Here is a 19,972-nt window from a genome sequence, read left to right on the forward strand (position 1 = left end):
TCCCGATCCCGCCAACCGCAAACAAGCCGTCCGGCTGTCTCCGCGAACCGGGACCAGCGCGGGGAGGGGCGGGGTCAGCGGCGGGCTACGTAGACGGTGTTGGCGGACTGGCCGCCGGTCAGGGGGTTGGCGAAGGGCACGACGTGTGCCCGGACCGTCGCGAAGACCTCGGTGAGCGCCGCGGTGAACTCGTCGTCCGGCGGGTCGTCCGACCAGAGCGCGAAGACGCCCTCCGGACGCAGCAGCGCGGCGAGCCGGCGCAGCCCGTCCGGCGCGTAGAAGGGGGCGTGGCTCGGGTGCAGGACGTTGCGCGGCGAGTGGTCGACGTCGAGCAGGACGGCGTCGAACCGCCGCCCGGGCGACTCGGCGTCAAAGCCGTCGTCGCCGGCCACCGCGGCGAAGAAGTCGGCCCGCGCGAACCGGGTCCGCGGATCCTCGGCGAGCCCGGCCGCGAACGGCAGCAGCCCTCGCCGGTGCCAGTCGATGACGTCCTCGATGGCCTCCACCACCAGCAGTGACCGCACCCGCGGGTCGGCCAACGCGGTGCACGCGGTGTAGCCCAGCCCGAGCCCGCCGACCACCACGTCGAGAACGTCACCTGTCAACTCGGCCAGACCCAGCCGGGCCAGCTCGATCTCCGCGACGGGAAAGAGGCTGGACATCAGGTACTCGTCGTCGAGCTTGACCTCGTACACCTCGACCTGGAGCGCCGGGTCGCGGCGCCGCCGCAGGCTGATCGCGCCGATCGGGGTCTCCCGCCAGGCCAGCTCCTCGAAACGCGCGCCCACGGATGCCCTCTCGCCGCCGGATTCGTCCCCGGATGGTACCGGTCAGGGCCGGGGCCGCCACGCAGGGTCCACGGGACATCGACGCAGCGCATATCCTGTGGCCCGGTCGAACCAGCGGAAGGGACCTCATGCCGTCGCGGCAGGATCAGCTGCACTCCTACCAGTTCAGCGTCCAGCGGGCGGTCGCCGCTCTGGTGATGCGCGAGACCGATCCGGCCCAGTCGCCGTTTCGGCGGCTGGCGGGCGCGGGCCTGGCCAGCGTCCTCGTCGCGGCGATCGGGCTCGGGGGTTTCGCGCTCTACGGCCTGTTCGCCGGCGGCGGCACGGGATGGCGCGATCCGGGCGCGGTCATCGTGGAGAAGGAGTCCGGCGCCCGCTTCGTCTACCGGGAACAGAAGCTGCACCCGGTGCTCAACTACGCGTCGGCGTTGCTGATCGTCGGCGCGGACCGGTCGAAGACCGTGCTGGTCTCCCGGCGGTCGATCGACGGCGTGCCGCGCGGCCTGCCGCTGGGTATCGCCGACGCGCCGGACTCGCTGCCCGCCCCCGGCCGGTTGGCGACGGCTGCCTGGACGGTCTGCTCGACGGCCGGCGGCGAGGACCCCCGCTCCGCGCTGCTCATCGGCACCGAGCCCGACGGCGGTCGGCCGCTGGGCGACGACGCCCTGCTGCTGCGCCACCCGGACGGCAGCCTGCACCTCGTGTGGCACCAGCACCGGTACCTGGTCCGCGATCCCAACCGGGTGCTGGCCGCGCTGGCCACCACCCGGGCCCGGTCGGTGCCTGTCGCGCCCGCCCTGCTCAACGCGCTCCCCGCAGGCGTCGACCTGGCCCCGCCGGCGCTGCCCGGCGAGGGCCGGCCCTCCACCCGGGTGTCCGGCGCCACGATCGGTCAGGTCTACGTGGTGCGTAACTCCGGCGGCGGTCGGCAGTACGCGGTGGCGCTCGACGGCGGGCTGGCCGCGATCACCGAGTTGCAGGCCGGGCTGCTGCTCGCCCGCACCGGGCAGGGGGAGTCGGAACCGATGACGCTGGGCCGGTTCGCCGCCCTGCCCACGATGTCCGACCTCGCCCCGAGTGGCCCGACCGCGCCGCCGCCCGTGCCGCCCCGGCTCGCCAGTCCCGACGACGCGGCGGTCTGCGCCCGGGTCGGGGACGACGGTGGCACGGGCGAGGTGCTGCGGGGCGTACGACTGCCGGACCTGGCGGCCGTCCCACGGACCGCGCCGAGCGGTGGCGCGGCACTGGCCGACCACGTGGTGGTGCAGCCGGGTGGCGGCGCGGTGGTCGAGGCCGCCGCAGCGCCCGGTGCGTCCGGGGGCGCGGTGTCCGTGGTCACCGACCTGGGCCGGCGGTACGTGCTGGCCGACCGGGAGGTGCTGGCGATGCTCGGCTACCGCGACGTGCGACCGGTGCGGCTGCCCGCCGGCCTGGTCAGCCTCGTGCCGGCCGGCGCCACCCTGGACCCGGCCGCCGCCCGAGCCGTCGCCGCCCCGTCCTGACGCCTGTCGGCCTGGCGGCGGTCGGCCGGGCTGGCGGCGACGGGCCGCACTGGCGGCGGTCGGCGGGGCTGGCGGCGGTCGGCCGGGCTTTTCGCGGATCGGGGGTCAGGTGGTCGGGCGGCGCAGGAGGGTTACCGCGAACGGGGCGTCGTCGCGCCACGGCCGCAGGTCCCAGGTGGCGAAGCGGTGTTCCAGGCGCAGCCCGGCGGCGACCGCGTCGGCGTCGAACGCGGTCAGCGGGTAGCCGCGTTCGGTGCCGAAGCCCACCGCCAGCACCCCGTCGGGGCGCAGGTGCACGGCGAGTCGACGCAGCACCTCGGGCTCGGTGCCGGCGGCGACGAAGGCGAGCACGTTGCCGGCGAGGACTGCCGCGTCGAACGGCTCCGCCTCGCCGAGCGTCGGCAGGTCCAGGTCGGCCAGGTCGGCGACCAGCCAGCGCGGGCCGGGGTGGTCGGCGCGGGCGGCCTCCACCAGCGCGGGGTCGGCGTCGACCCCGACCACTGTGTGCCCTCGCTGGGCCAGCGCCGCGCCCACCCGGCCGGTGCCGCTGCCGGCGTCGAGAATCCGCGACCCGGGCGCGACGAGCGTGTCGACCAGCCGGGCCTCGCCGGCCAGGTCCGCTCCCTCGGCGGCGAGCTTGCGGAACCTGTCGATGTACCACTGCGAGTGCTCCGGACCGGTGTCGGTCGCCCAGCGGGTCGGGTTGGCCATACGGCCACCGTAACCGGGCCGGCGGGGAGGTGGCGGGCCGGTGCACCGATCGGTGGCAGCTCAGCAGGGCGGCGCTCGGCGTGTCGAGTCGCTCAGCTGCCAAGGATCAAGGGGCGGGGGCGCTGAGCGGCGTCACGCCGTTCAGCGCCCCCTACGCCTCTACTCAGCCCTTCTCCGCGCCGCTTGTCAGGCCCTCGGTGAGCAGCCGCTCGCTGGCGAAGAAGAGGATCACGATGGGCAGGGTGAGGACGACCGACCCGGCCATCAGCACCGTCTTGGGCACCTCCACGCCGTCGGCGAGCAGCGACAACCCCAGCGACACCGTCCACCGGTCCGGCTTGTCGACAAGGAACAGCAGGGCGAAGAGGAACTCGTTCCAGGCGATCATGAAGTCGTAGAGCGCGACCGCCATGATCGACGGCATGGCGAGGGGCAGGCTCACGCGGCGGATGATGCCGAGCCGACCGGCGCCGTCGATGGCCGCCGACTCCTCCAGACTGACCGGGATGGTCTCGAAGTAGTTCTTCAGCATGTAGACCGACACCGGCAGCGTCTGCGAGATGTAGACAAGCACCAGGCCGAACAGCGAGCCGCGCAGCCCGGCGAGGCTGAAGACCACGAACAGCGGGATCGCGATGACGATCGACGGGAACAGGTAGACGGCCAGGAACAGGAAGTCGACCTGCCGCCGGCCGAAAAATCGCAGCCGGGCCACCGCGTACGCGCCGGGGATCGCGACGAGCAGCGTGAGCACTGTCGCCGCGACAGCGACGAGGCCGCTGTTGCGGATGAAGGTGAGGAAGCCCTGACCGCCGTCGTCGGTGGCCTTGAGCACCTCGGCGTACGTGGCCACTGTCAACTCGCCGAAGCCGACGACAAGCGAGCCCGGGTCGAGCAGCAGCCGCTCGATGGGCCGCACCGAGAGCACGAGCATGTAGTAGAAGGGGAAGACGGTGACGACCAGGAACGCGGCGATCACCAGGCGGCGCAGCCAGCGCAGGCTCACCGTCTCGACCATGTCCCGGTCCATCAGCCGACCCTCCGTCCGAAGAAGCGCAGATAGATCAACACGAACACGATGAGCACCACGGCCAGCACGACCGCCTGCGCGGCCGCCGCGCCGATGTCGGTACGGGCGGTGAGGAACTCGTACACCCGGACGCTTACCACCTCGGTGCCGGCGGCCCCGCCGGTGAGCAGGTAGACGTCGTCGAACTTGTTGAACGTCATGATGAAGCGCAGCACCCCCAGCAGGGCGATCACCGGGAGCAGTTGCGGCAGCAGGATGTGCCGGAACCGCTGGGTGGGCGTGGCGCCGTCGACGCGGGCGGCCTCCTCCAACTCCCCGGGCACCGCCTGGAGCCGGGCCAGCAGGAAGAGGAACGCGAACGGAAAGTAGCGCCACGCCTCGAACACGATGACGGTGGCCAGCGCTGTCGACTCCTGGGTGAGGAACGGCACCGGCGCGTCCCAGCCCAGCAGGCGCTGACCCCAGTGGTTGACGATGCCGAGCTGCGGGTCGAGCATCACCTGCCAGACGAAGGTGACCGCGACCACAGGCGCCACGTACGGCAGCAGCATGGAGGCCCGTACCAGCGTGCGACCCCGGAACGGCCGGCGCACCACCAGGGCGGCGACCAGACCGAGCGCGATCGACCCGACGGTGCCGCCGATGCTGTAGAGCAGGGTCACCCACAGCGTGTCGGCGAAGCCGGGGGTGTGCAGCACCCGGTCGATGTTGTCCATGGTGAACTCGCCGAACAGCCCGGTCTTGCGCAGGGTGGCGAGCCGGACCCGCTGGAAGGCGAGCACCACGGTCCACACGATCGGGATGCCGATGACCGCGATGGTGACGAGCAGGGTCGGCGCGACGAGCGCGAGCCCGGCGCGGGACTCACGGCGGCGCAGGGTCAGTGGTCGGCGGCCCGGCGGCGCCGGCCGCTCCTCGGTGGGGGAGCGGCCGGTGTCGGGGGCGGTGGTGGTCAATTGACGCCCGCCTTGATCGCTTCGACGTCCTTCTTGGCCCGGCCGGCGGCGGCCGCCGCGTCGGACTTGCCGGAGACGAGGTCGCCAAGCACCTTGGGCACCGGCAGCTCGCCGAGCATGGCGCCGACGAGCTTGCCCTGGCCCTGGCTGAGCCCCCACCGCTGGAAGGTGTCCGGGCTGCTGCGCAGGGTGGCCAGCACCTCGTCGCCGTACACGTCGGCGAGCGGCTTCTTGGCGTCCACGCCGGCCTGGCTGCCGTTCCAGGCGGTGAGGAACGCCTCGGGCTCGGCCGGGGTGCCCTTGCGCACCGGGAATCGGCCCTCGGGCGACATGCCGAACCAGCGCGGGTAGCCGTCGCCGAGCATGTACTCCACGAAGGACTTCGCCGGGTCGGCCGCCGCCCCGTCAAGCACGGCCCACGAGCTGATCTCGCCGTACTGCGCGGGTTCGGTGCCGTTGGGGCCCTTGATCGCGGTGACGAACCCGCTGTTCTTGGCCAGGAACGTCGGGTCCGCCTGGCACTGCGGGCAGGTCGGCTTGGCGTCGTTGCGCAGCCCGGCCAGCTCGTCGAGGATGAACGGCGACCAGACCACCATCGCGGCCTTGCCCGCGAAGTAGGTGGCCCGCGTGGTGTCCACGTCCTGCGCGCCCTTCACCGAGCTGGTGCGGATCAGGTCGCCGTAGAAGCGGAACGCCTCGACGCACTGCGGCGAGTCGAGCGTGACCCCGCCGGAGTCGTCGGTGAGCTGGCAGCCGTTGGCAAGTGCCAGGTGCTCGAAGGTCTGCTGGGTGAACACGTCGCTGGGGGAGGTCGCCGCGGTGATGCCCGCGACGCCGCCGGTGTTCAGCCTCGCCGCCGCGGTGGTGATCCGTTCGTACGTGTCGGGGGCGGGCAGGCCGGCGGCGGCGAACAGGTCCTTGCGGTAGACGAGCAGCTGCCCCCATCCGTCGCTGGGCACGGAGAGCTGTTTGCCGTCGTCGGAGGTCAGCTCCAAGGCTCGGGGGGAGAACGTCTGCCGGCCCAGCTTGTCGACGACCTCCGCGTTCGCCGAGGCGTGCAGCAGCTCGTTGCCGGCGAGCGTACGGATGCCGGCCAGGGAGACCGAGCCGACCACGTCGGGCAGGTCGCCGGCGGCGGCGTTGGCGGCGATCAGGGAGGGGAACTGGTCCTCGTTGACTGTCACGAGGTCGACCTGGATCCCGGTTTTCGCGGTGAAGTCCGCGATGATCGCCTTGGTGGCGGTGACGCGGTCGGCGACGTCTTCCAGGCTCCAAACGGTGATCTTTTTGCTGTTGCTGTCGGATCCGTCATCTCCGCAGGCCAGCAGGGTGGACGCGGTCAGTGCCATGATCAGGGTGGTGGCGAGTATCCGCCTCGGAGGTGCTGACATCGGTGGCACTCCTCTCGAAGGGTACATGCCGGATTCAACACCTTCGATAGATCAATAACAAGACATATTGCGATTTTGTGTCTATCCTGGAGCCCAGCGCTACCGGGATGTGACACATGGGCAACTGGGTGGTCTCTCTCGCCGGGCCTCGACGGATCAGCCTCGAGCCCTGCCCGCCGGATCCGCTCGGCCCGGGCCAGGTCCGGGTCCGCACCTGCTACTCGGGCATCTCCGCCGGCACGGAGCTGACCCTCTACCGGGGCAGCAACCCGCGACTCCGCAAGGACTGGGACGACGCCGCCCGGATGTTCGTCCCCCGCCAGACCCCGGTGCCGTACCCGCTGATCGGCTTCGGCTACGAGGAGGTCGGCGAGGTCGTCGAGGTGGCGCCGGAGGTCGTCGACAGGCACCCGGGGCAGCTCGTGTGGGGCATCTGGGGGCACCGGGCCGAGGCCGTCCTCGCCGCCGAGGCGGTCTGGCCGCTCCCCGCCGACCTGGACCCGCTCGCCGCGGTCTTCGCCCGGCCGGGCGCCATCGCGCTGACCGCCGTTCTCGCCGGTGACCTGCACCTGGGCGACTGGGTAGGCGTCTTCGGGCAGGGCGTCATCGGGCTGCTCGCCACCCGGCTCGCCGCGCTCTCCGGCGCCCGGGTGGTGGCCGTGGACCGGGTGCCCGGCCGGCTGGCCCACGCCACCCGCTACGGGGCACGGTCCACGGTTGACGTCGCGACGCAGTCCGCCGCCGCCGTGCTGCGTGACCTCACCGGCGGCCGAGGCGCGGACGTCTGCCTGGAGCTGTCCGGGGCGTACCCGGCGCTGCACGAGGCGATCCGCTCCACCGCACACGCCGGCCGGGTCGTGGCCGCCGGCTTCTACCAGGGCCAGGCCGACGCGCTCGGCCTCGGCGAAGAGTTCCACCACAACCGCATCCAGTTGGTGGCCGCCCAGGTCTCCGGCCCCACGCCCGCGCCGAGCATGGCCGGCCGGTGGACCGGAGACCGGATCGCGCAGACCTTCATGGAGCTGGTGGCCGAACACAGCGTCGACCCGTTGCCGCTGGTCAGCCACATCGTCGACGCCAGCGCGGTCGCCGACGCCCTCGCGCTGCTCGACCGTGGCGCCGGTGACGTCCTCCAAGTGGTGTTGAGGTTCTAGATGACCACCATCGCGCTGGCCTGCCAGGAACAACTCCTGCCGGGCACCAACCTGATCCAGAAGTACGCCCTCGCCACCGCGCTCGGCTACCAGGGCATCGAACTGCGCGGCCGTGGAAACCTCGCATTCGCCGACCGACTGCCCGAGCTGCGCCGGGCCCGCGCCGCCGGGGTGGTGATGCCCACCGTCTGCGTCGAGATGGACCACTTCATCGGCGACTTCGACCCCGCCCGGTCCGCCGACGCCGTCCGGAACCTGCGCTCCCAGCTCTCGGTCATCGCCGAGCTGGGCGGCGTCGGGGCGATGACCCCGGCCGCGTGGGGCATGTTCTCCCGACGGCTGCCGCCGTTCGAGCCGCCACGCCCGCCCGCCGGCGACCGGCAGGTGCTCCTCGACGCCCTCGGCGAGTTGGGCCAACACGCCCGCGCCGAGGGGGTCACCCTCTTCATCGAACCCCTCAACAGGTACGAGGACCACATGGTCAACCGACTCGACGAGGCTGTCGCCCTCTGCGCCGCGCTCGGGCTGCCCTCGGTGCGGGTGGTCGCCGACACCTTCCACATGAACATCGAGGAGGACGACGTGCACCGGGCGCTGCGCGCCGCCGCTCCGTACCTCGGGCACGTGCAGGTCAGCGACTCCAACCGGTACCAGCCGGGCACCGGCCACCTGGACTGGCCGGCGCTCGTACGGACCCTGCTGGAGTTGGACTACCGCGGCTGGCTGGCTCTGGAGTGCCGGCTGCGCGGCGACCCGGTCCGGGCCCTGCAACAGGCCGCGGCGGTGCTGCGGCACGCGCTGCCCCGGCGGGCCGCCGCGTGACCGCCGGCGCCGTCCCCACCCGCACCGGCGGGCCCACCGACCTGGCCGGGCTGCGTCGGCTCGCCGCCGCCACCCTCGACGCCAACTGGGAACACGACCACACCGTGCCGTCGCGCACGCTCTACCCGCACCAGTGGAGCTGGGACTCCGCGTTCATCGCGGTCGGGTGGGCCCACGTGCGTCCCGAGCGGGCCTGGCAGGAGCTGACGAGCCTGTTCCGGGCCCAGTGGGCCGACGGGCGGGTGCCGCACATCGTGTTCAACCCGACGATGCGCGTCGGCGCGTACTTCCCCGGCCCGGAGCTGTGGCGCTTCGCCGACGTCGAGGGCACGCCGACGATGGACACCTCCGGCCTGGTCCAGCCGCCGGTGCACGCGCTCGCCGCGCTGCTGGCGTACCGGCGGGCGCCCGATCCGGCCGGGCTGGCCTCCCTGCGCCGGCTCTACCCGGCTCTGGTCGCCCAGCAGCGGTACCTGGCGAAGCGGCGGGACGTCGCCGGCGACGGGCTGGTGTGCGTCGTACACCCGTGGGAGTCCGGTCTGGACAACAGCCCCGCCTGGGACGAGCCGATGGCAGCGGTCGACGCCGACGCGGCGGTCATGCGCGCGTACCGCCGGCACGACACCGCGCACGCCGACGCCGCGCACCGCCCCACGGACCTGGACTACGCGCGCTACCTGGCGATCGTCGCGGCCTACCGCGACCACGGCTACGCCGACCGCGACCTGGCCGACGACCATCCGTTCCTGGTGGAATGCCCGCTGTTCAACGCGGCGTTCGGGGCGGCCGAGCACGCGCTTGCCGAGATCGCCGCGCTGACCGGCGCCGACCCGGCCCCGCACCGGGCCCGCGCGGACCGCGTCACCGAGGCGTTGGTACGCCGACTGTACGACCCCGGCACCGGCACCTTCCAGCCCCGCGACCTGCGCACCGATCGACTCGTCGGTGCGCGTACCGTGCTCGGGCTCGCGCCCCTGATCCTGCCCGGCCTGCCCGCCCGGCAGGTCGACGCGCTTGTCGCCGAGGCCAGGTCGCCGCGCTTCGGGGTGGCCCGGTGGATGGACCGGCCGCTGCCCACCTACGACCGCACCGCGCCCGACTTCGAACCGCTGCGCTACTGGCGCGGGCCGAGCTGGCTGAACATCGGCTGGCTGGTGCGGCGCGGCCTGCTGACCCACGGCCGCCCGGAGCTGGCGGCCGGCCTGCGCCGCTCGATGATCGACCTGGTCGCCGGGGCGGGCTGCCACGAGTACTTCCACCCCGACACGGGCGCCGGGCTGGGCTCACAGGCGTTCGGCTGGACCGCCGCGCTGCTGCTCGACCTGCTGGCCGACTGAGCGTCCCAGGGCCGGCGCCAGGTGGTAGCGTGCCCGCTCTCAGCGGGGCGGGAGGCGGCGTGCGCGAGATCGACAAGGTGGCCTGGATCCTCATCGAGGACTGGCGGGTGCTGAGCACCCGTTCGCAGGGCAAGGACGTCTGGTACCTGCCCGGCGGCAAGCGCGAGCCGGGGGAGAGCGACCTGGAGACGCTGCGCCGGGAGGTCGACGAGGAGTTGAGCGTCGAGGTGGACGCGCGAAGCGCGGTGCGCCTGGGCACGTTCAGCGCGCAGGCGCACGGGCACGCGACCGGGATCACCGTGCGGATGACCTGCTACCGAGCCGGCTACCGGGGGCGGTTGCGGCCGGCCAGCGAGATCGCCGAGATGGCCTGGCTCGGGTACGCCGACAGGCACCGCACCTCCCCTGTCGACCAGCTCATCTTCGACCACCTGCGGGATGCCGACCTGCTGCGCTGACGGATGTGCCGTCAGCGGTGCCGGTGGCCGCTCTGGTGCCGGTGCCTGGTCTGGCGTGCCGGCGGCCGGGTCTGGTGCCGGTGGCGGGTCTGGCGTGCTGGTGGCTGCTTCGCGGTGCTCCCGGCGCCGTTTGGCGTCAGCGGCCCGGGGTAAGCGCGCGGCGTGACGGACAGCGCGGACGGCGACGGGTTTCCGCACTTCATCGACGCGGTGTCCCGACGGTCCGGCCTGCCGAGCGAGCAGGCCGCCGCGCTCGCCCGCGCGGTGCTGCAGACGATTGCCGAACGAGTCACCGGCGGCTCGCCGGACGATCTCACCGGACACCTTCCGGACGAGGTCGACGGCTACCTGGACGACGCGGCGCCGAGCCCGCCCCCGCCCGCGAATCTGTCGAGCCCGCCCGCGGGTATGGCGGGTCCGTCCGCGGGCCCGGCTGGCCTGCCCGCGGGCCCGGCTGGCTCGTCCTCGGATCCGGCTGGCCTTCCTGCGGAGCTGACTGGCTCGTCCTCGGACCCGGCTGGCCTTCCTGCGGAGCTGACTGGCTCGTCCTCGGACCGGGTTCCCGACGGGGTCACGGACCCGGCCGGCGTTGACGGGCTGGACACCGGTGTGGGCCTCGACGTCGGTGGGCCTGTCGCGACGCCGTCGATGGACGCCGGGCCGGCGGAGTTCCTGCGCCGGGTGGGCCAGCGCGCCGGGGTGGACCCGGCCACGGCACGGGCCGGCACCGGAGCGGTCTTCGCGACCCTGCGGGAGGCGGTGACCGTACGGGAGTTCCGGGAGATGGTCGGGCGACTGCCCCGCGACGACGATGGCGGCACAACGACCGGTACGCCCATGTTGCCCGACCCGTCCACACCCTGATCCGCGCCCACGCGCCCGTCCGACCACGATCCACTCGACTTCCTGGACATCGGGGCATCCCGGGACCGGGGGACAGCCCGATTTCCAGGAAACGGGGGTCGATCGTGGGCCCGGACGGCGCAGCGCACGCTACGGGGGTTGCGGGCGCTCTGTCGCATTTGGGCAGTCGGTCCGCGTCGCGCCAATCCACGCCAGTCCGCTATTGACGCCGCCTCAGCGCGGGCACCGCGGGCATCGCTGCGACTTACGATGCTGAGGCGTCACCGCCGTCATGCGGCGGCGGGCAGAGCATCGGTGACGCTCCCCGCGAAACGGAGCGACATGAACATCTGGGACAAGCTCAAGAGGCTCGTCACGCGTAGGAGCGAGTCGAGTTGGGGGCCCGAGATCACCGTCCACCACCCGCCACCCGAGCACCTCGAACCGGGCGGTGGGGGCGTCGGGGGGTTCGACGCGTCAGCCGTGGACGCCGGCGTGACAAGCGGGGGCGAGGAGGAGACCGGCACCTACACGCCGCCCCCGCCTGGTTCGCGCCTGGCCTCGGGGCAGAACGTCGACAGGTACCTGGCGCTGACGATCGCGCAACAGACCGCCCGCGAGGCATGTGGCGTGGACGCTGGAGCACCGACCATCCACACCACCGAATTCCAGCGGACGACTGTCGATGACGGTCACGGTCACCTGGTCCCGGGCTGGGAGGCTCGCGTGTACTTCACCTGCCCGAGCCCACCCATCGCCTAGTCTCGAACGTGTGACTAGACGTCGGCGTCGGGCAGGTCGTCCGGCTCGGTGACCCACGCGGAGAAGACCGGCACCCCGTGCCACGGCCCCGTGCCGCCGTCGGCTCTCGTGTCGGTCGCGACGGCCACCACGGCGTACGGGTGGCCGAAGCGCAACTCGGCCGTGCGGGCGACGCCCTCCGGCGGCAGGCTGACAGTCCCGAACATGCCGGTCACCGCCGCCGCCTCGAAGCCGTACCGGCCGTACCGGGCCATCGCCACCTGCCGAGCCTCGAAGCCCTGCACCGGTTGGGCGAGCGCCCCGGCCAGCGCCGCCGTGGCCGCCGGAAAGCCCAGCGACTCGGCGGTCAGGTCGTGCTCACTGCGCGCCGACCAGCAGGGGAGCACCACGCTGTGTCGTTCCTCGCGGCCGCCGCGCGCGCGGGTCCGGACGCGCTCCTCCCGCAGCGTCCACAGCGCCGTGTCGCCGAGCGGCAGGTCGAACAGGGAACGCCGTCCGGCCGGTTGCGCGCCGTCTGCCGCGCCGGCACCGAGGTCGTACGCGACGGCCAGCACGTCGGCCGGCGGCACGTGCGGTGCGGCGGCCACCGAGAGCACCACAAGCCCCGCGCCGCCGGTCGCCTGGGCCCGGGCGGCGTGCACGATCACGTCACCGGCCCGATCGGTGGTGACGATCGCACCCTGGTGGCCGTGGCCCGGGCTGCGCAGCGCTCGCCGTAGGTCGCGCCCCCAGGCGCTGGCCGGGCCGAGCGCGCGGGCGTCGGTGACCTCGAACGGCTGCGCCCAGGAGATCCGGGTGGCCAGCGCGCTGGCCAGGGCGAAAACGACGTCGGGGTGGACCTGCAGGGGGAACGTCTCGATCAGGCCATCGGTGTGCTCGCGTGCCCACGCGTCCAACCCGGCCTGGTCGGGGAGCGTCCCGACCTCGGTCGCCGTGGGCAGCGCGGTCCGCCACCCGGCCGGCTCGTCGCTGAGTCGGCCGGGTCGGAGCCAGAGCGCGGTGGCCGACTCAACAAGCGGATGCGGCGCGTCGAGCAGGGTGCGGGCAACCTTCGCGGCGCGGGCCAGGTCCGTGCCCAGGGCGTCCGCCAGCCGCCCGGTCTCCGATTCCGGCCCGGTCACCGGGGCGGCTTCGGTCGTCGCCGCGCTGAGGGCGAGCAGCAGCCAGGCTCCGAGCGGGGAGGCGACGTGGTGCCGGTCGCCGATCGTGGCGTGCAGCCGCTCGGCGTACGCGGCCAGCGGCCCGTGCAGGTCGGTCGTCATGCCCCCCACTCTGCCCGCCGCGCACCGCTTCGGCATCCTCGCCGACGTGGCTCAGGACCACAGCTCGAACGGCTCGTCGATCTCCTCGCCGGCCAGGAAGGGTGTGACCAGCCGGGGGAGTTGCCCGGGGTAGAACCGTTGCCGGCTGGTCACCACCTCCGCCAGCGGCCACCAGCGGAAGCCGAAGTAGTCCTCGCGCTCGTAGTCGAGCCGCTCCGCCTCGTCGACGTCCGGGCCGGGCCGGGCCAGCCGTACCGCCACGATCACCTCGTCCTGGACGTGCCGCAGTTGCCGGTGCAGGAAACTCGCTCGTCGCCGCCAGGTCGGCGTGCCCACCTGGTCGGCGGTGACCACGATGCCGGTCTCCTCGCGCAGCTCCCGTACGGCCGTGTCGCGGTACGTCTCACCGGGGTCCATGCCGCCGCCGGGCAGCTCCCACCACGTGCCCAGCCGGGGATGGTCCGGGTCACGGGTGTGGAACAGCAGTACCCGGTCGGTGTCGTCGAGGACCACCACGCGCACCGCGCGCCGCTGGAGGATCGGCAGGTCGTCGGGCAGTTCGTCCATCGGGCCAGTCTGCCGCAGTGCGCCGACTCCGGCGTCCCACGCCGGGGCCGGTAGGCTGCCCGCCGTGGCTGGTCTGTTGAGGAACGTGGCACAACGCATCTCCCGGGTGGGCGCGGTCATCCCGTCGTCCCGGCGTACCGGGCCGGCCCCCGCGCGGGTGGCCCGCCCCCGCCAGGTGAGCGCGTTGCAGCGTCGAGAGCTGACCTACGCGCCCGAGCGGGACGGCCAGGCCGACCCCGGCGAGATCGTCTGGACCTGGGTGCCGTACGAGGATGACCCCCGCCAGGGCAAGGACCGCCCGGTACTTGTGGTCGGCCGGCACAGCCGGACGTTGTTCGGGTTGATGCTGTCCAGCCAGAGCGAGCGGGACGGGCAGCGGCACTGGTTCGCGCTCGGCCCCGGCGAGTGGGACCGCGACAAGCGGCCCAGCTGGGTCCGACTGGACCGCGTGCTCACCATGCGCGAGGACAGCATCCGCCGCGAGGGCGCCGTGCTGGACCGGCCCCGGTTCGACCGGGTCGGGCAGGCGCTGCGCGCCAACTACGGCTGGCGCTGACCGTACGCCGGGGTGCCGCCGCAGTCCGGCGCCAGAGGCTGGCGTGTGGTCGACGGTCAGGCGGGCTCGCGGCTCGGGCCGACGGCGGCGCCGCTCGCGTCCGGCGGTGGGTACGGCTGCTCGGCGAGCAGCCGGGCGAGGTGCGCGCTGTTGAGTGCCAGGGCTTTCGTGGTGCGGCCGGTGGTGTCCGGCTTGGCGCCGACGTCGCGGTAGTCCACCGTGTGCAGCGCCTCACCGACCCAGTAGGTGGCGCCGGCGGCGGCGCAGGTGAAACCGACCTCGTTGAGGGCCTGCTGCACCTGGCCGATGGTGTGGTGTGCGCCGTCCTCGTTGCCGACGACCGCGACCCCGGCCACCTTGCCGTAGGTCAGGAGTCGGCCCTCGGCGTCGGTCTCGGAGAGTTCGGCGTCGAGGCGTTCGAGGACCATCTTGCAGACGCTCGCCGGCTGGCCGAGCCAGATCGGTGTGGCGATGATGAGCACCTGGGCCGCCAGCAGCTTGGCACGGATCGTCGGCCAACCGTCGCCGTGCCCCTCGTCTGTCGACACCCCGAAACGCACGTCGTGGTCGACGACCCGGACCAGCTCGCCGTCCACCCCCTGCGCGGCCAGCTCGGCCAGCACCTCCCGGCCGAGCTGCTCCGAACTGGACGGAGCGGGTGACGGCTTGAGGGTGCAGTTGAGCACGAGGGCACGGATGCTTGCCACGTCTGATCCTTCCGGCCGTCGGGCAGGGTGACTGACCGCCACCCCATACCCGGGCACCGGCCCGAATCACGTCCTCGCGGCGTTGCTTTCGCGGGAGGGCCGACCGCGAGGCGCAGTGCGTCGGGTCGACCCATCGGTTGACAACCCGTTTGGGGTGAAAGCGGCGTTAGGACAGCAGACCCGGTCACTTTCGTGTTCCCCGCGCTCGCCGACCCCACCCGCCGAGCCATCCTGCCCGACTGCCGGCCGGCGACTGATAATCCGTGGCTGTGCGGGGCGTCCGGTGGCACGGTGTCGGCATGGCGCGGGACGTGTCGCGGCAGGTGGCCGGCTGGGTCCGTGCGGACTTCGGTCTCCACCTGTCCGTGCTTGACGAGGTCACTCAGGGCGCCGACGAGCACGCACGCCTGTGGCGGGCCCGGACATCCGGGGGTGCGAGGTACGCGGTCAAGCTCAGCGGTGGCGGCACCCCGGCCGGTCTGATCGTGACCGCGCACCTGGCCGCACAGGGCGTGCCGGGGATCGCGGCGCCGCTGCGTACCCTCGACGGGCGTCGGTACGGCGACCGCGACGGGCGGCGGCTCTCAGTGGTGCCCTGGGTCAGCGATCAGCGGGCGCTCGACGGCCCGATGGCCGAGGCGCACTGGCACGCGTACGGCGAGGTGCTGGCCGCCGTGCACGCGGTGCCGGTGACCGACGAACTGGCGCGGGCGCTGCCGGCGGGCGGCGACGCGTACCCCTCGATCGTGGCCGCGACCCGCGACGTGGCCGGGCGGCTCCGCGACCGGAGCGACCCCGGCGATCAGTTGGTCGCCGAGCTGGCGGCCACCTGGGCCTCCGTCGCCGACCCGGTGTCCACCCTGATCAGGGGTGTCGAGCGGCTGGAAGCCTGCCGGTCGGGGCCGGCGGTGGTCTGCCACGGCGACCCCCACCTGGGCAATCTGCTGCTCGGCCCGGATGGCCAGGTTTGGTTGGTCGACTGGGATGACGCGGTCCTCGCCCCGCCCGAGTGTGACCTGATGTTCGTCGTGGGCGGCGTGCTCGCCTTCGCGCCGATCACCCCCGCGCAGGGGAGGGCCGTGCGCGCCGGGTACGGCGATGTCGACATCGACGCGGCGCGGCTGGCCTGGTTCCTCGCCGTTCGCGCGCTCGACGACCTCAGCGACTGGACCCGCCAGGCGCTGGACCGGGCCGGCAGCCCGGACGATCGCGCGACGGCGGCCCGGATCGTGCGGGGCCTCGTGTCGCCGGTCGGCCTGGTCACCCTCGCCGACGCCGCGCTACGAGACCTCGACGGGCGGCGCTGAGCGGAAAACCGGGAGAAGAAACAGCAAAGGCAGGGAGATCGAACTCCCTGCCACCTCTAACGTATATCGCACCAGGGGTCTTGCGGCAAGACCCCTGTGCTGCCGCAGAATCTGCACCCGAAGCCCAAACGTGGGAAAATCGGGGGATTTCATGATCGACGTGATCATTGCCGGCGGTGGGCCGACAGGTCTCATGCTGGCAGGCGAGTTGCGGCTGCACGGCGTGCGCGCGCTGGTGCTGGAGAAGGACACCGAGCCGACCCGCTTCGTCCGTTCGCTGGGCCTGCACGCGCGCAGCATCGAGGTGATGGACCAGCGTGGCCTGCTGGGGCGTTTCCTCGCTCTGGGCACGCAGCATCCGCTCGGCGGCTACTTCGCCGCGATCCCCAAGCCGCCGCCGGGCGGTCTCGACACCGCGCACGGCTACGTCCTCGGCATCCCGCAGACCGTCACCGACCGCCTGCTGGCCGAACACGCCGTCGAGGTCGGCGCCGAGATCCGGCGCGGCGACGAGCTGGTCGGACTCGGCCAGGACGACGACGGGGTGACGGCGGAGCTGGCCGACGGCACGCGGCTGCGCTCGCGTTACCTCGTCGGCTGCGACGGCGGCCGGAGCACGGTGCGTCGGCTGCTCGGCGTCGGCTTTCCCGGCGAACCCAGCCGGGTCGAGTCGCTGCTCGGCGAGATGGAGGTGGGCGTACCCCCGCAGTCGGTGGCCGAGGTGGTGGCCGAGGTGCGCAGGACCCACCTGCGGTTCGGCCTCGGACCGCTCGGGGACGGCGTCTACCGGGTCCTCGTTCCCGCCGAGGGGGTGGCCGAGGACCGTTCGGTCCCGCCGACCATCGAGGAGTTTCAACACCAGCTGCGGGCGTACGCGGGCACCGACTTCGGTGTGCACTCGCCTCGCTGGCTCTCCCGCTTCGGTGACGCCACCCGGTTGGCCGAGCGCTACCGGGTCGGTCGGGTGCTGCTGGCCGGCGACGCCGCGCACATCCACCCGCCGACCGGCGGTCAGGGGCTCAACCTCGGCATCCAGGACGCGGTCAATCTCGGCTGGAAACTGGCCGCCGAGGTCGCCGGCTGGGCGCCCGAGGGGCTGCTGGACAGCTACCACACCGAGCGCCACCCGGTGGCTGCCGACGTGCTGGTCAACACCCGCGCGCAGATGTTTCTGCTGTCGCCCGAGCCAGGGCCGCAGGCGGTACGTCACCTGCTGGCGGAGCTGCTGGACTTCGAGGACGTGAACCGGCACCTCATCGAGAAGGTCACCGCGATCGGGGTCCGCTACGACTTCGGCGTGGGCCACGAGCTGCTCGGCCGGCACCTGCGGGACGTGCGGCTCAAGCAGGGACGCCTCTACGGGTTGATGCACGCCGGTCGGGGGCTGCTGCTCGACCAGCGCGGCCGGCTCTCGGTGTCCGGGTGGGCCGACCGGGTCGACCACGTCGTCGACGTCGCTGACGAACTGGACGTACCCGCCGTGCTGCTGCGCCCGGACGGCCACGTGGCGTGGGCCGGTGACGATCAGGCCGGTCTGGACGACCACCTGCCCCGGTGGTTCGGCCTACCTGCCACCTGAGCGGTCACCGCTCGGCGAGTCGGGTGCTGTCGACGAGTTCGCGGGGGGCCCGCGGGCCGGAGAGGCTCTTCGCCTGGTACATGGCCGCGTCGGCGCGGCTGAGCGCGTCGGTGAGCTGGGCCGGGCCGGTCACCGGGGAGAGCCCGACCGAGGCGGTCACCCGGACGCTGCACCCACTGAGCCGGATGGGCGCGGCGACTGTCTCGCTGAGACGTCGGGTGGCGTGCTCGATCCAGCGCCTGTCGACGGTGGGGCTGGCGAGCAGGCCCGCGAACTCGTCGCCGCCGAGGCGGGCGACGAGGTTGTCCCCGGCGAAACCGGCCAGCCGTTCGGCCACGCTGATCAGCACCTGGTCGCCGGCGGCGTGCCCGTACCGGTCGTTGATCTGCTTGAAGTCGTCGAGGTCGAGCACGATGGCGATCAGCGGCCGGCCGTCGGCGTTGGTGAGCAGGGCGGCCGCGAGGCGGTAGAAGGCGCGTCGGTTGGGCAGCCCGGTGAGCGGGTCGTGGCTGGCGGCGTGCCGTTCGGCGGCCAGCTCGGCCTGGAGGTGCCCGATCTCGGCCTCGGCCTGTAGGGCCCGCCGGCGCATCTGCCAGGAGGAGAGGAGCGCTCCCGCGGCACAGAGGCCGGAGGCGACGCTCATCGGATCCGGCACGAGACCTCCCATCGCCGCGACCGCCTCCAACCGTCGGTCTGCGCGGCGCGGTGCCGCGTCGGGCCAGTTTTCCCTGGTGGTTGCCCCAGTCGGGGTAACGCAAAGTGAACGGATAAGCACCGATCACGTGCGTTATCATGCTCGCCGTCCGGTGCAGATGCAATAGCAGATGCACGTGCATAACCGTCCGATGTCGATACCGCACCCTCGCCGTCACCGCTCCTCCCACGGGCACCGGCGGGCTCGTGAGCAGAAAGACGCCTCTCATGCAACAGCCACCCAATGGCGTTCCGATTCCTCAGTTGCCCCCGCTGACCTGGCAGAAGAGCCGCCGCAGCAACCCGAGCGGCAACTGTGTCGAACTCGCCGAGCTGCCCGGGGGAGCCGGCATCGCCGTTCGCAACTCGCGCCATCCGGAAGGACCCGCGCTGATCTACACGGTGGATGAGATCGCCGCGTTCGTGCTCGGCGCGCGCGACGGCGACTTCGATCACCTGATCAACTGACCGGCCGCCGAAGGCCGTCCCGGCGACGGGACTGAATCGCCGGTCCGGAGGAGTTCACCTCACTGTCGGTCCATGGCATGCTTACACGTCGGCCGGGCTGGGTGCCCGACCGCGTGGTCGGTATCCGGAGGTCCGCACGTGACGATGGTTCCCGCCGAGGGCGGCCCGACAACCGGGCCAACCGTGCTGCGCATGCTGCTCGGCGCCCAACTGCGCCGCCTGCGGGAGTCCAGCGGGGTGACCCGGGAGGGCGCCGGGTGGGAGATCCGCTCCTCCGAGTCGAAGATCAGTCGGATGGAGCTGGGACGGGTCGGCTTCAAGGAGCGCGACGTGTCCGACCTGCTCACCCTCTACGGCGTCAGCGACGAGGGCGAGCGCGAGGCGCTGCTGAAGCTCGCCCGAGACGCCAACAGCCCCGGCTGGTGGCACCGCTACGGCGACGTGCTGCCCAGCTGGTTCCAGTCGTACCTGGGCCTGGAGGCGGCCGCCGCGCTGATCCGCAGCTACGAGGTGCAGTTCGTCCCCGGCCTGTTGCAGACCCGGGAGTACGCTCGCGCGGTCGTGCTGCTCGGGCACGGCGCGGCCGGCGCCGCCGAGATCGATCGCCGCGTGGCGTTGCGGATGCAGCGCCAGCAACTGCTCCACCGGGACAACCCGCCGCAGCTCTGGGCCGTGGTGGACGAGGCGGCGCTACGCCGTCCGATCGGTGGCGCCGAGGTGATGCGTGGCCAGCTCACCGCGCTCATCGAGGCGACCAAGTCGCCCACCATCCGGCTCCAGGTCATTCCGTTCGCCGCCGGTGGCCACGCGGCAGCCGGCGGCGCCTTCACCATCCTGCGCTTCGGCGACCAGGAGTTGCCCGACATCGTCTACATCGAACAGCTCACCAGCGCCATCTACCTCGACAAGCGCGACGACCTCGACTATTACGCCGTGGCCATGGAACGGTTGTGCGTCGAGGCCGAGCCGCCGGAGCGTACGCCGGAGATCCTTTCTCGGCTGCTGGACGAGCTGTACGCCCAGTGACCTCGCGGCCGGGGCGACGGGCACACCCCGTACGGACCTAGCATGGTCGGCGA

At 72.8% G+C, this 19,972-nt stretch carries 21 protein-coding genes; 12 read left to right on the forward strand and 9 right to left on the reverse strand.

Annotated elements, in window-relative coordinates:
* Window positions 1–74 precede the first annotated feature (74 nt).
* On the reverse strand, window positions 75–788 hold the full coding sequence (locus OOJ91_RS01250; RefSeq protein WP_266241486.1) for a spermidine synthase: 714 nt from the start codon (window positions 786–788) through the stop codon (window positions 75–77).
* A 128-nt stretch (window positions 789–916) separates the two neighbouring features.
* Between OOJ91_RS01250 and eccB the strand changes: the two genes are divergently transcribed.
* Entirely contained in the window at window positions 917–2,290 is a 1,374-nt protein-coding gene (gene eccB / locus OOJ91_RS01255) for a type VII secretion protein EccB (protein ID WP_266241487.1), read from the forward strand.
* Window positions 2,291–2,395: 105 nt separating this feature from the next.
* Here the strand turns inward: eccB and OOJ91_RS01260 are convergent, their stop codons facing one another.
* From OOJ91_RS01260 to OOJ91_RS01275, 4 genes are all read right to left on the reverse strand, one after another.
* Complete coding sequence (locus tag OOJ91_RS01260; protein WP_266241489.1) at window positions 2,396–3,001, reverse strand: class I SAM-dependent methyltransferase; 606 nt, start codon at window positions 2,999–3,001, stop codon at window positions 2,396–2,398.
* 163 nt (window positions 3,002–3,164) lie between these two features.
* Window positions 3,165–4,031 (reverse strand): carbohydrate ABC transporter permease, encoded by an 867-nt coding sequence (locus OOJ91_RS01265; RefSeq protein ID WP_266241491.1) that lies wholly within the window; start codon window positions 4,029–4,031, stop codon window positions 3,165–3,167.
* The gene (locus tag OOJ91_RS01270; protein ID WP_266241493.1) at window positions 4,031–4,987 is read right to left on the reverse strand and encodes a carbohydrate ABC transporter permease; all 957 of its coding nucleotides are present in this window, start codon (window positions 4,985–4,987) and stop codon (window positions 4,031–4,033) included. The genes OOJ91_RS01265 and OOJ91_RS01270 overlap by 1 nt, the downstream gene beginning before the upstream one ends.
* Window positions 4,984–6,378 (reverse strand): ABC transporter substrate-binding protein, encoded by a 1,395-nt coding sequence (locus tag OOJ91_RS01275; protein ID WP_266241494.1) that lies wholly within the window; start codon window positions 6,376–6,378, stop codon window positions 4,984–4,986. Before OOJ91_RS01275 ends, OOJ91_RS01270 begins: the two co-directional genes overlap by 4 nt.
* Window positions 6,379–6,494: 116 nt before the next feature.
* On the opposite strand from OOJ91_RS01275, the gene OOJ91_RS01280 reads away from it, so the two are divergent.
* The 6 genes from OOJ91_RS01280 (at window position 6,495) to OOJ91_RS01305 (ending at window position 11,754) form a co-directional block, all read left to right on the forward strand.
* On the forward strand, window positions 6,495–7,532 hold the full coding sequence (locus OOJ91_RS01280) for a zinc-dependent alcohol dehydrogenase (protein ID WP_266241496.1): 1,038 nt from the start codon (window positions 6,495–6,497) through the stop codon (window positions 7,530–7,532).
* Complete coding sequence (locus OOJ91_RS01285; RefSeq protein WP_266241498.1) at window positions 7,533–8,354, forward strand: sugar phosphate isomerase/epimerase family protein; 822 nt, start codon at window positions 7,533–7,535, stop codon at window positions 8,352–8,354.
* Entirely contained in the window at window positions 8,351–9,691 is a 1,341-nt protein-coding gene (locus tag OOJ91_RS01290; RefSeq protein WP_266241500.1) for an MGH1-like glycoside hydrolase domain-containing protein, read from the forward strand. The genes OOJ91_RS01285 and OOJ91_RS01290 overlap by 4 nt, the downstream gene beginning before the upstream one ends.
* A 59-nt stretch (window positions 9,692–9,750) precedes the next feature.
* Window positions 9,751–10,149, forward strand: a complete 399-nt coding sequence (locus tag OOJ91_RS01295) for an NUDIX hydrolase (protein ID WP_266241502.1) — start codon at window positions 9,751–9,753, stop codon at window positions 10,147–10,149.
* 162 nt (window positions 10,150–10,311) lie between these two features.
* Complete coding sequence (locus OOJ91_RS01300) at window positions 10,312–11,013, forward strand: DUF2267 domain-containing protein (RefSeq protein WP_266241504.1); 702 nt, start codon at window positions 10,312–10,314, stop codon at window positions 11,011–11,013.
* Window positions 11,014–11,334: 321 nt separating this feature from the next.
* Window positions 11,335–11,754, forward strand: coding sequence for a hypothetical protein (locus OOJ91_RS01305; RefSeq protein ID WP_266241506.1), 420 nt, complete (start codon window positions 11,335–11,337; stop codon window positions 11,752–11,754).
* A 14-nt stretch (window positions 11,755–11,768) separates the two neighbouring features.
* Here the strand turns inward: OOJ91_RS01305 and OOJ91_RS01310 are convergent, their stop codons facing one another.
* Together OOJ91_RS01310 and OOJ91_RS01315 are read right to left on the reverse strand one after the other, a co-directional pair.
* Window positions 11,769–13,016 (reverse strand): hypothetical protein, encoded by a 1,248-nt coding sequence (locus tag OOJ91_RS01310; RefSeq protein ID WP_266241508.1) that lies wholly within the window; start codon window positions 13,014–13,016, stop codon window positions 11,769–11,771.
* Between the two features lie 51 nt (window positions 13,017–13,067).
* The gene (locus OOJ91_RS01315) at window positions 13,068–13,583 is read right to left on the reverse strand and encodes an NUDIX hydrolase (protein ID WP_266241510.1); all 516 of its coding nucleotides are present in this window, start codon (window positions 13,581–13,583) and stop codon (window positions 13,068–13,070) included.
* Window positions 13,584–13,647: 64 nt separating this feature from the next.
* On the opposite strand from OOJ91_RS01315, the gene OOJ91_RS01320 reads away from it, so the two are divergent.
* Window positions 13,648–14,139 carry a type II toxin-antitoxin system PemK/MazF family toxin gene (locus OOJ91_RS01320; protein ID WP_266241512.1) on the forward strand — a complete coding sequence of 164 codons (492 nt, stop codon included), beginning with the start codon at window positions 13,648–13,650 and terminating at the stop codon, window positions 14,137–14,139.
* Window positions 14,140–14,195: 56 nt separating this feature from the next.
* Here the strand turns inward: OOJ91_RS01320 and OOJ91_RS01325 are convergent, their stop codons facing one another.
* Window positions 14,196–14,846, reverse strand: a complete 651-nt coding sequence (locus tag OOJ91_RS01325; protein ID WP_266241514.1) for a flavodoxin family protein — start codon at window positions 14,844–14,846, stop codon at window positions 14,196–14,198.
* Between the two features lie 299 nt (window positions 14,847–15,145).
* Between OOJ91_RS01325 and OOJ91_RS01330 the strand changes: the two genes are divergently transcribed.
* On the forward strand, window positions 15,146–16,153 hold the full coding sequence (locus OOJ91_RS01330) for a phosphotransferase (protein WP_266241516.1): 1,008 nt from the start codon (window positions 15,146–15,148) through the stop codon (window positions 16,151–16,153).
* Window positions 16,154–16,304: 151 nt separating this feature from the next.
* On the forward strand, window positions 16,305–17,732 hold the full coding sequence (gene rox, locus OOJ91_RS01335; RefSeq protein ID WP_266241518.1) for a rifampin monooxygenase: 1,428 nt from the start codon (window positions 16,305–16,307) through the stop codon (window positions 17,730–17,732).
* Between the two features lie 4 nt (window positions 17,733–17,736).
* Here the strand turns inward: rox and OOJ91_RS01340 are convergent, their stop codons facing one another.
* A complete protein-coding gene (locus OOJ91_RS01340; protein ID WP_266241520.1) occupies window positions 17,737–18,387 on the reverse strand; it encodes a GGDEF domain-containing protein in 651 nt (216 codons plus the stop codon).
* A gap of 266 nt (window positions 18,388–18,653) precedes the next feature.
* On the opposite strand from OOJ91_RS01340, the gene OOJ91_RS01345 reads away from it, so the two are divergent.
* Entirely contained in the window at window positions 18,654–18,893 is a 240-nt protein-coding gene (locus tag OOJ91_RS01345) for a DUF397 domain-containing protein (RefSeq protein WP_266241522.1), read from the forward strand.
* A gap of 138 nt (window positions 18,894–19,031) precedes the next feature.
* Window positions 19,032–19,919 (forward strand): helix-turn-helix domain-containing protein, encoded by an 888-nt coding sequence (locus OOJ91_RS01350; RefSeq protein ID WP_266241524.1) that lies wholly within the window; start codon window positions 19,032–19,034, stop codon window positions 19,917–19,919.
* The last annotated feature ends 53 nt before the right edge of the window (window positions 19,920–19,972 follow it).

Origin of the sequence: Micromonospora lupini, from assembly GCF_026342015.1 — a bacterium.
Lineage (GTDB): Bacteria > Actinomycetota > Actinomycetes > Mycobacteriales > Micromonosporaceae > Micromonospora > Micromonospora lupini_B.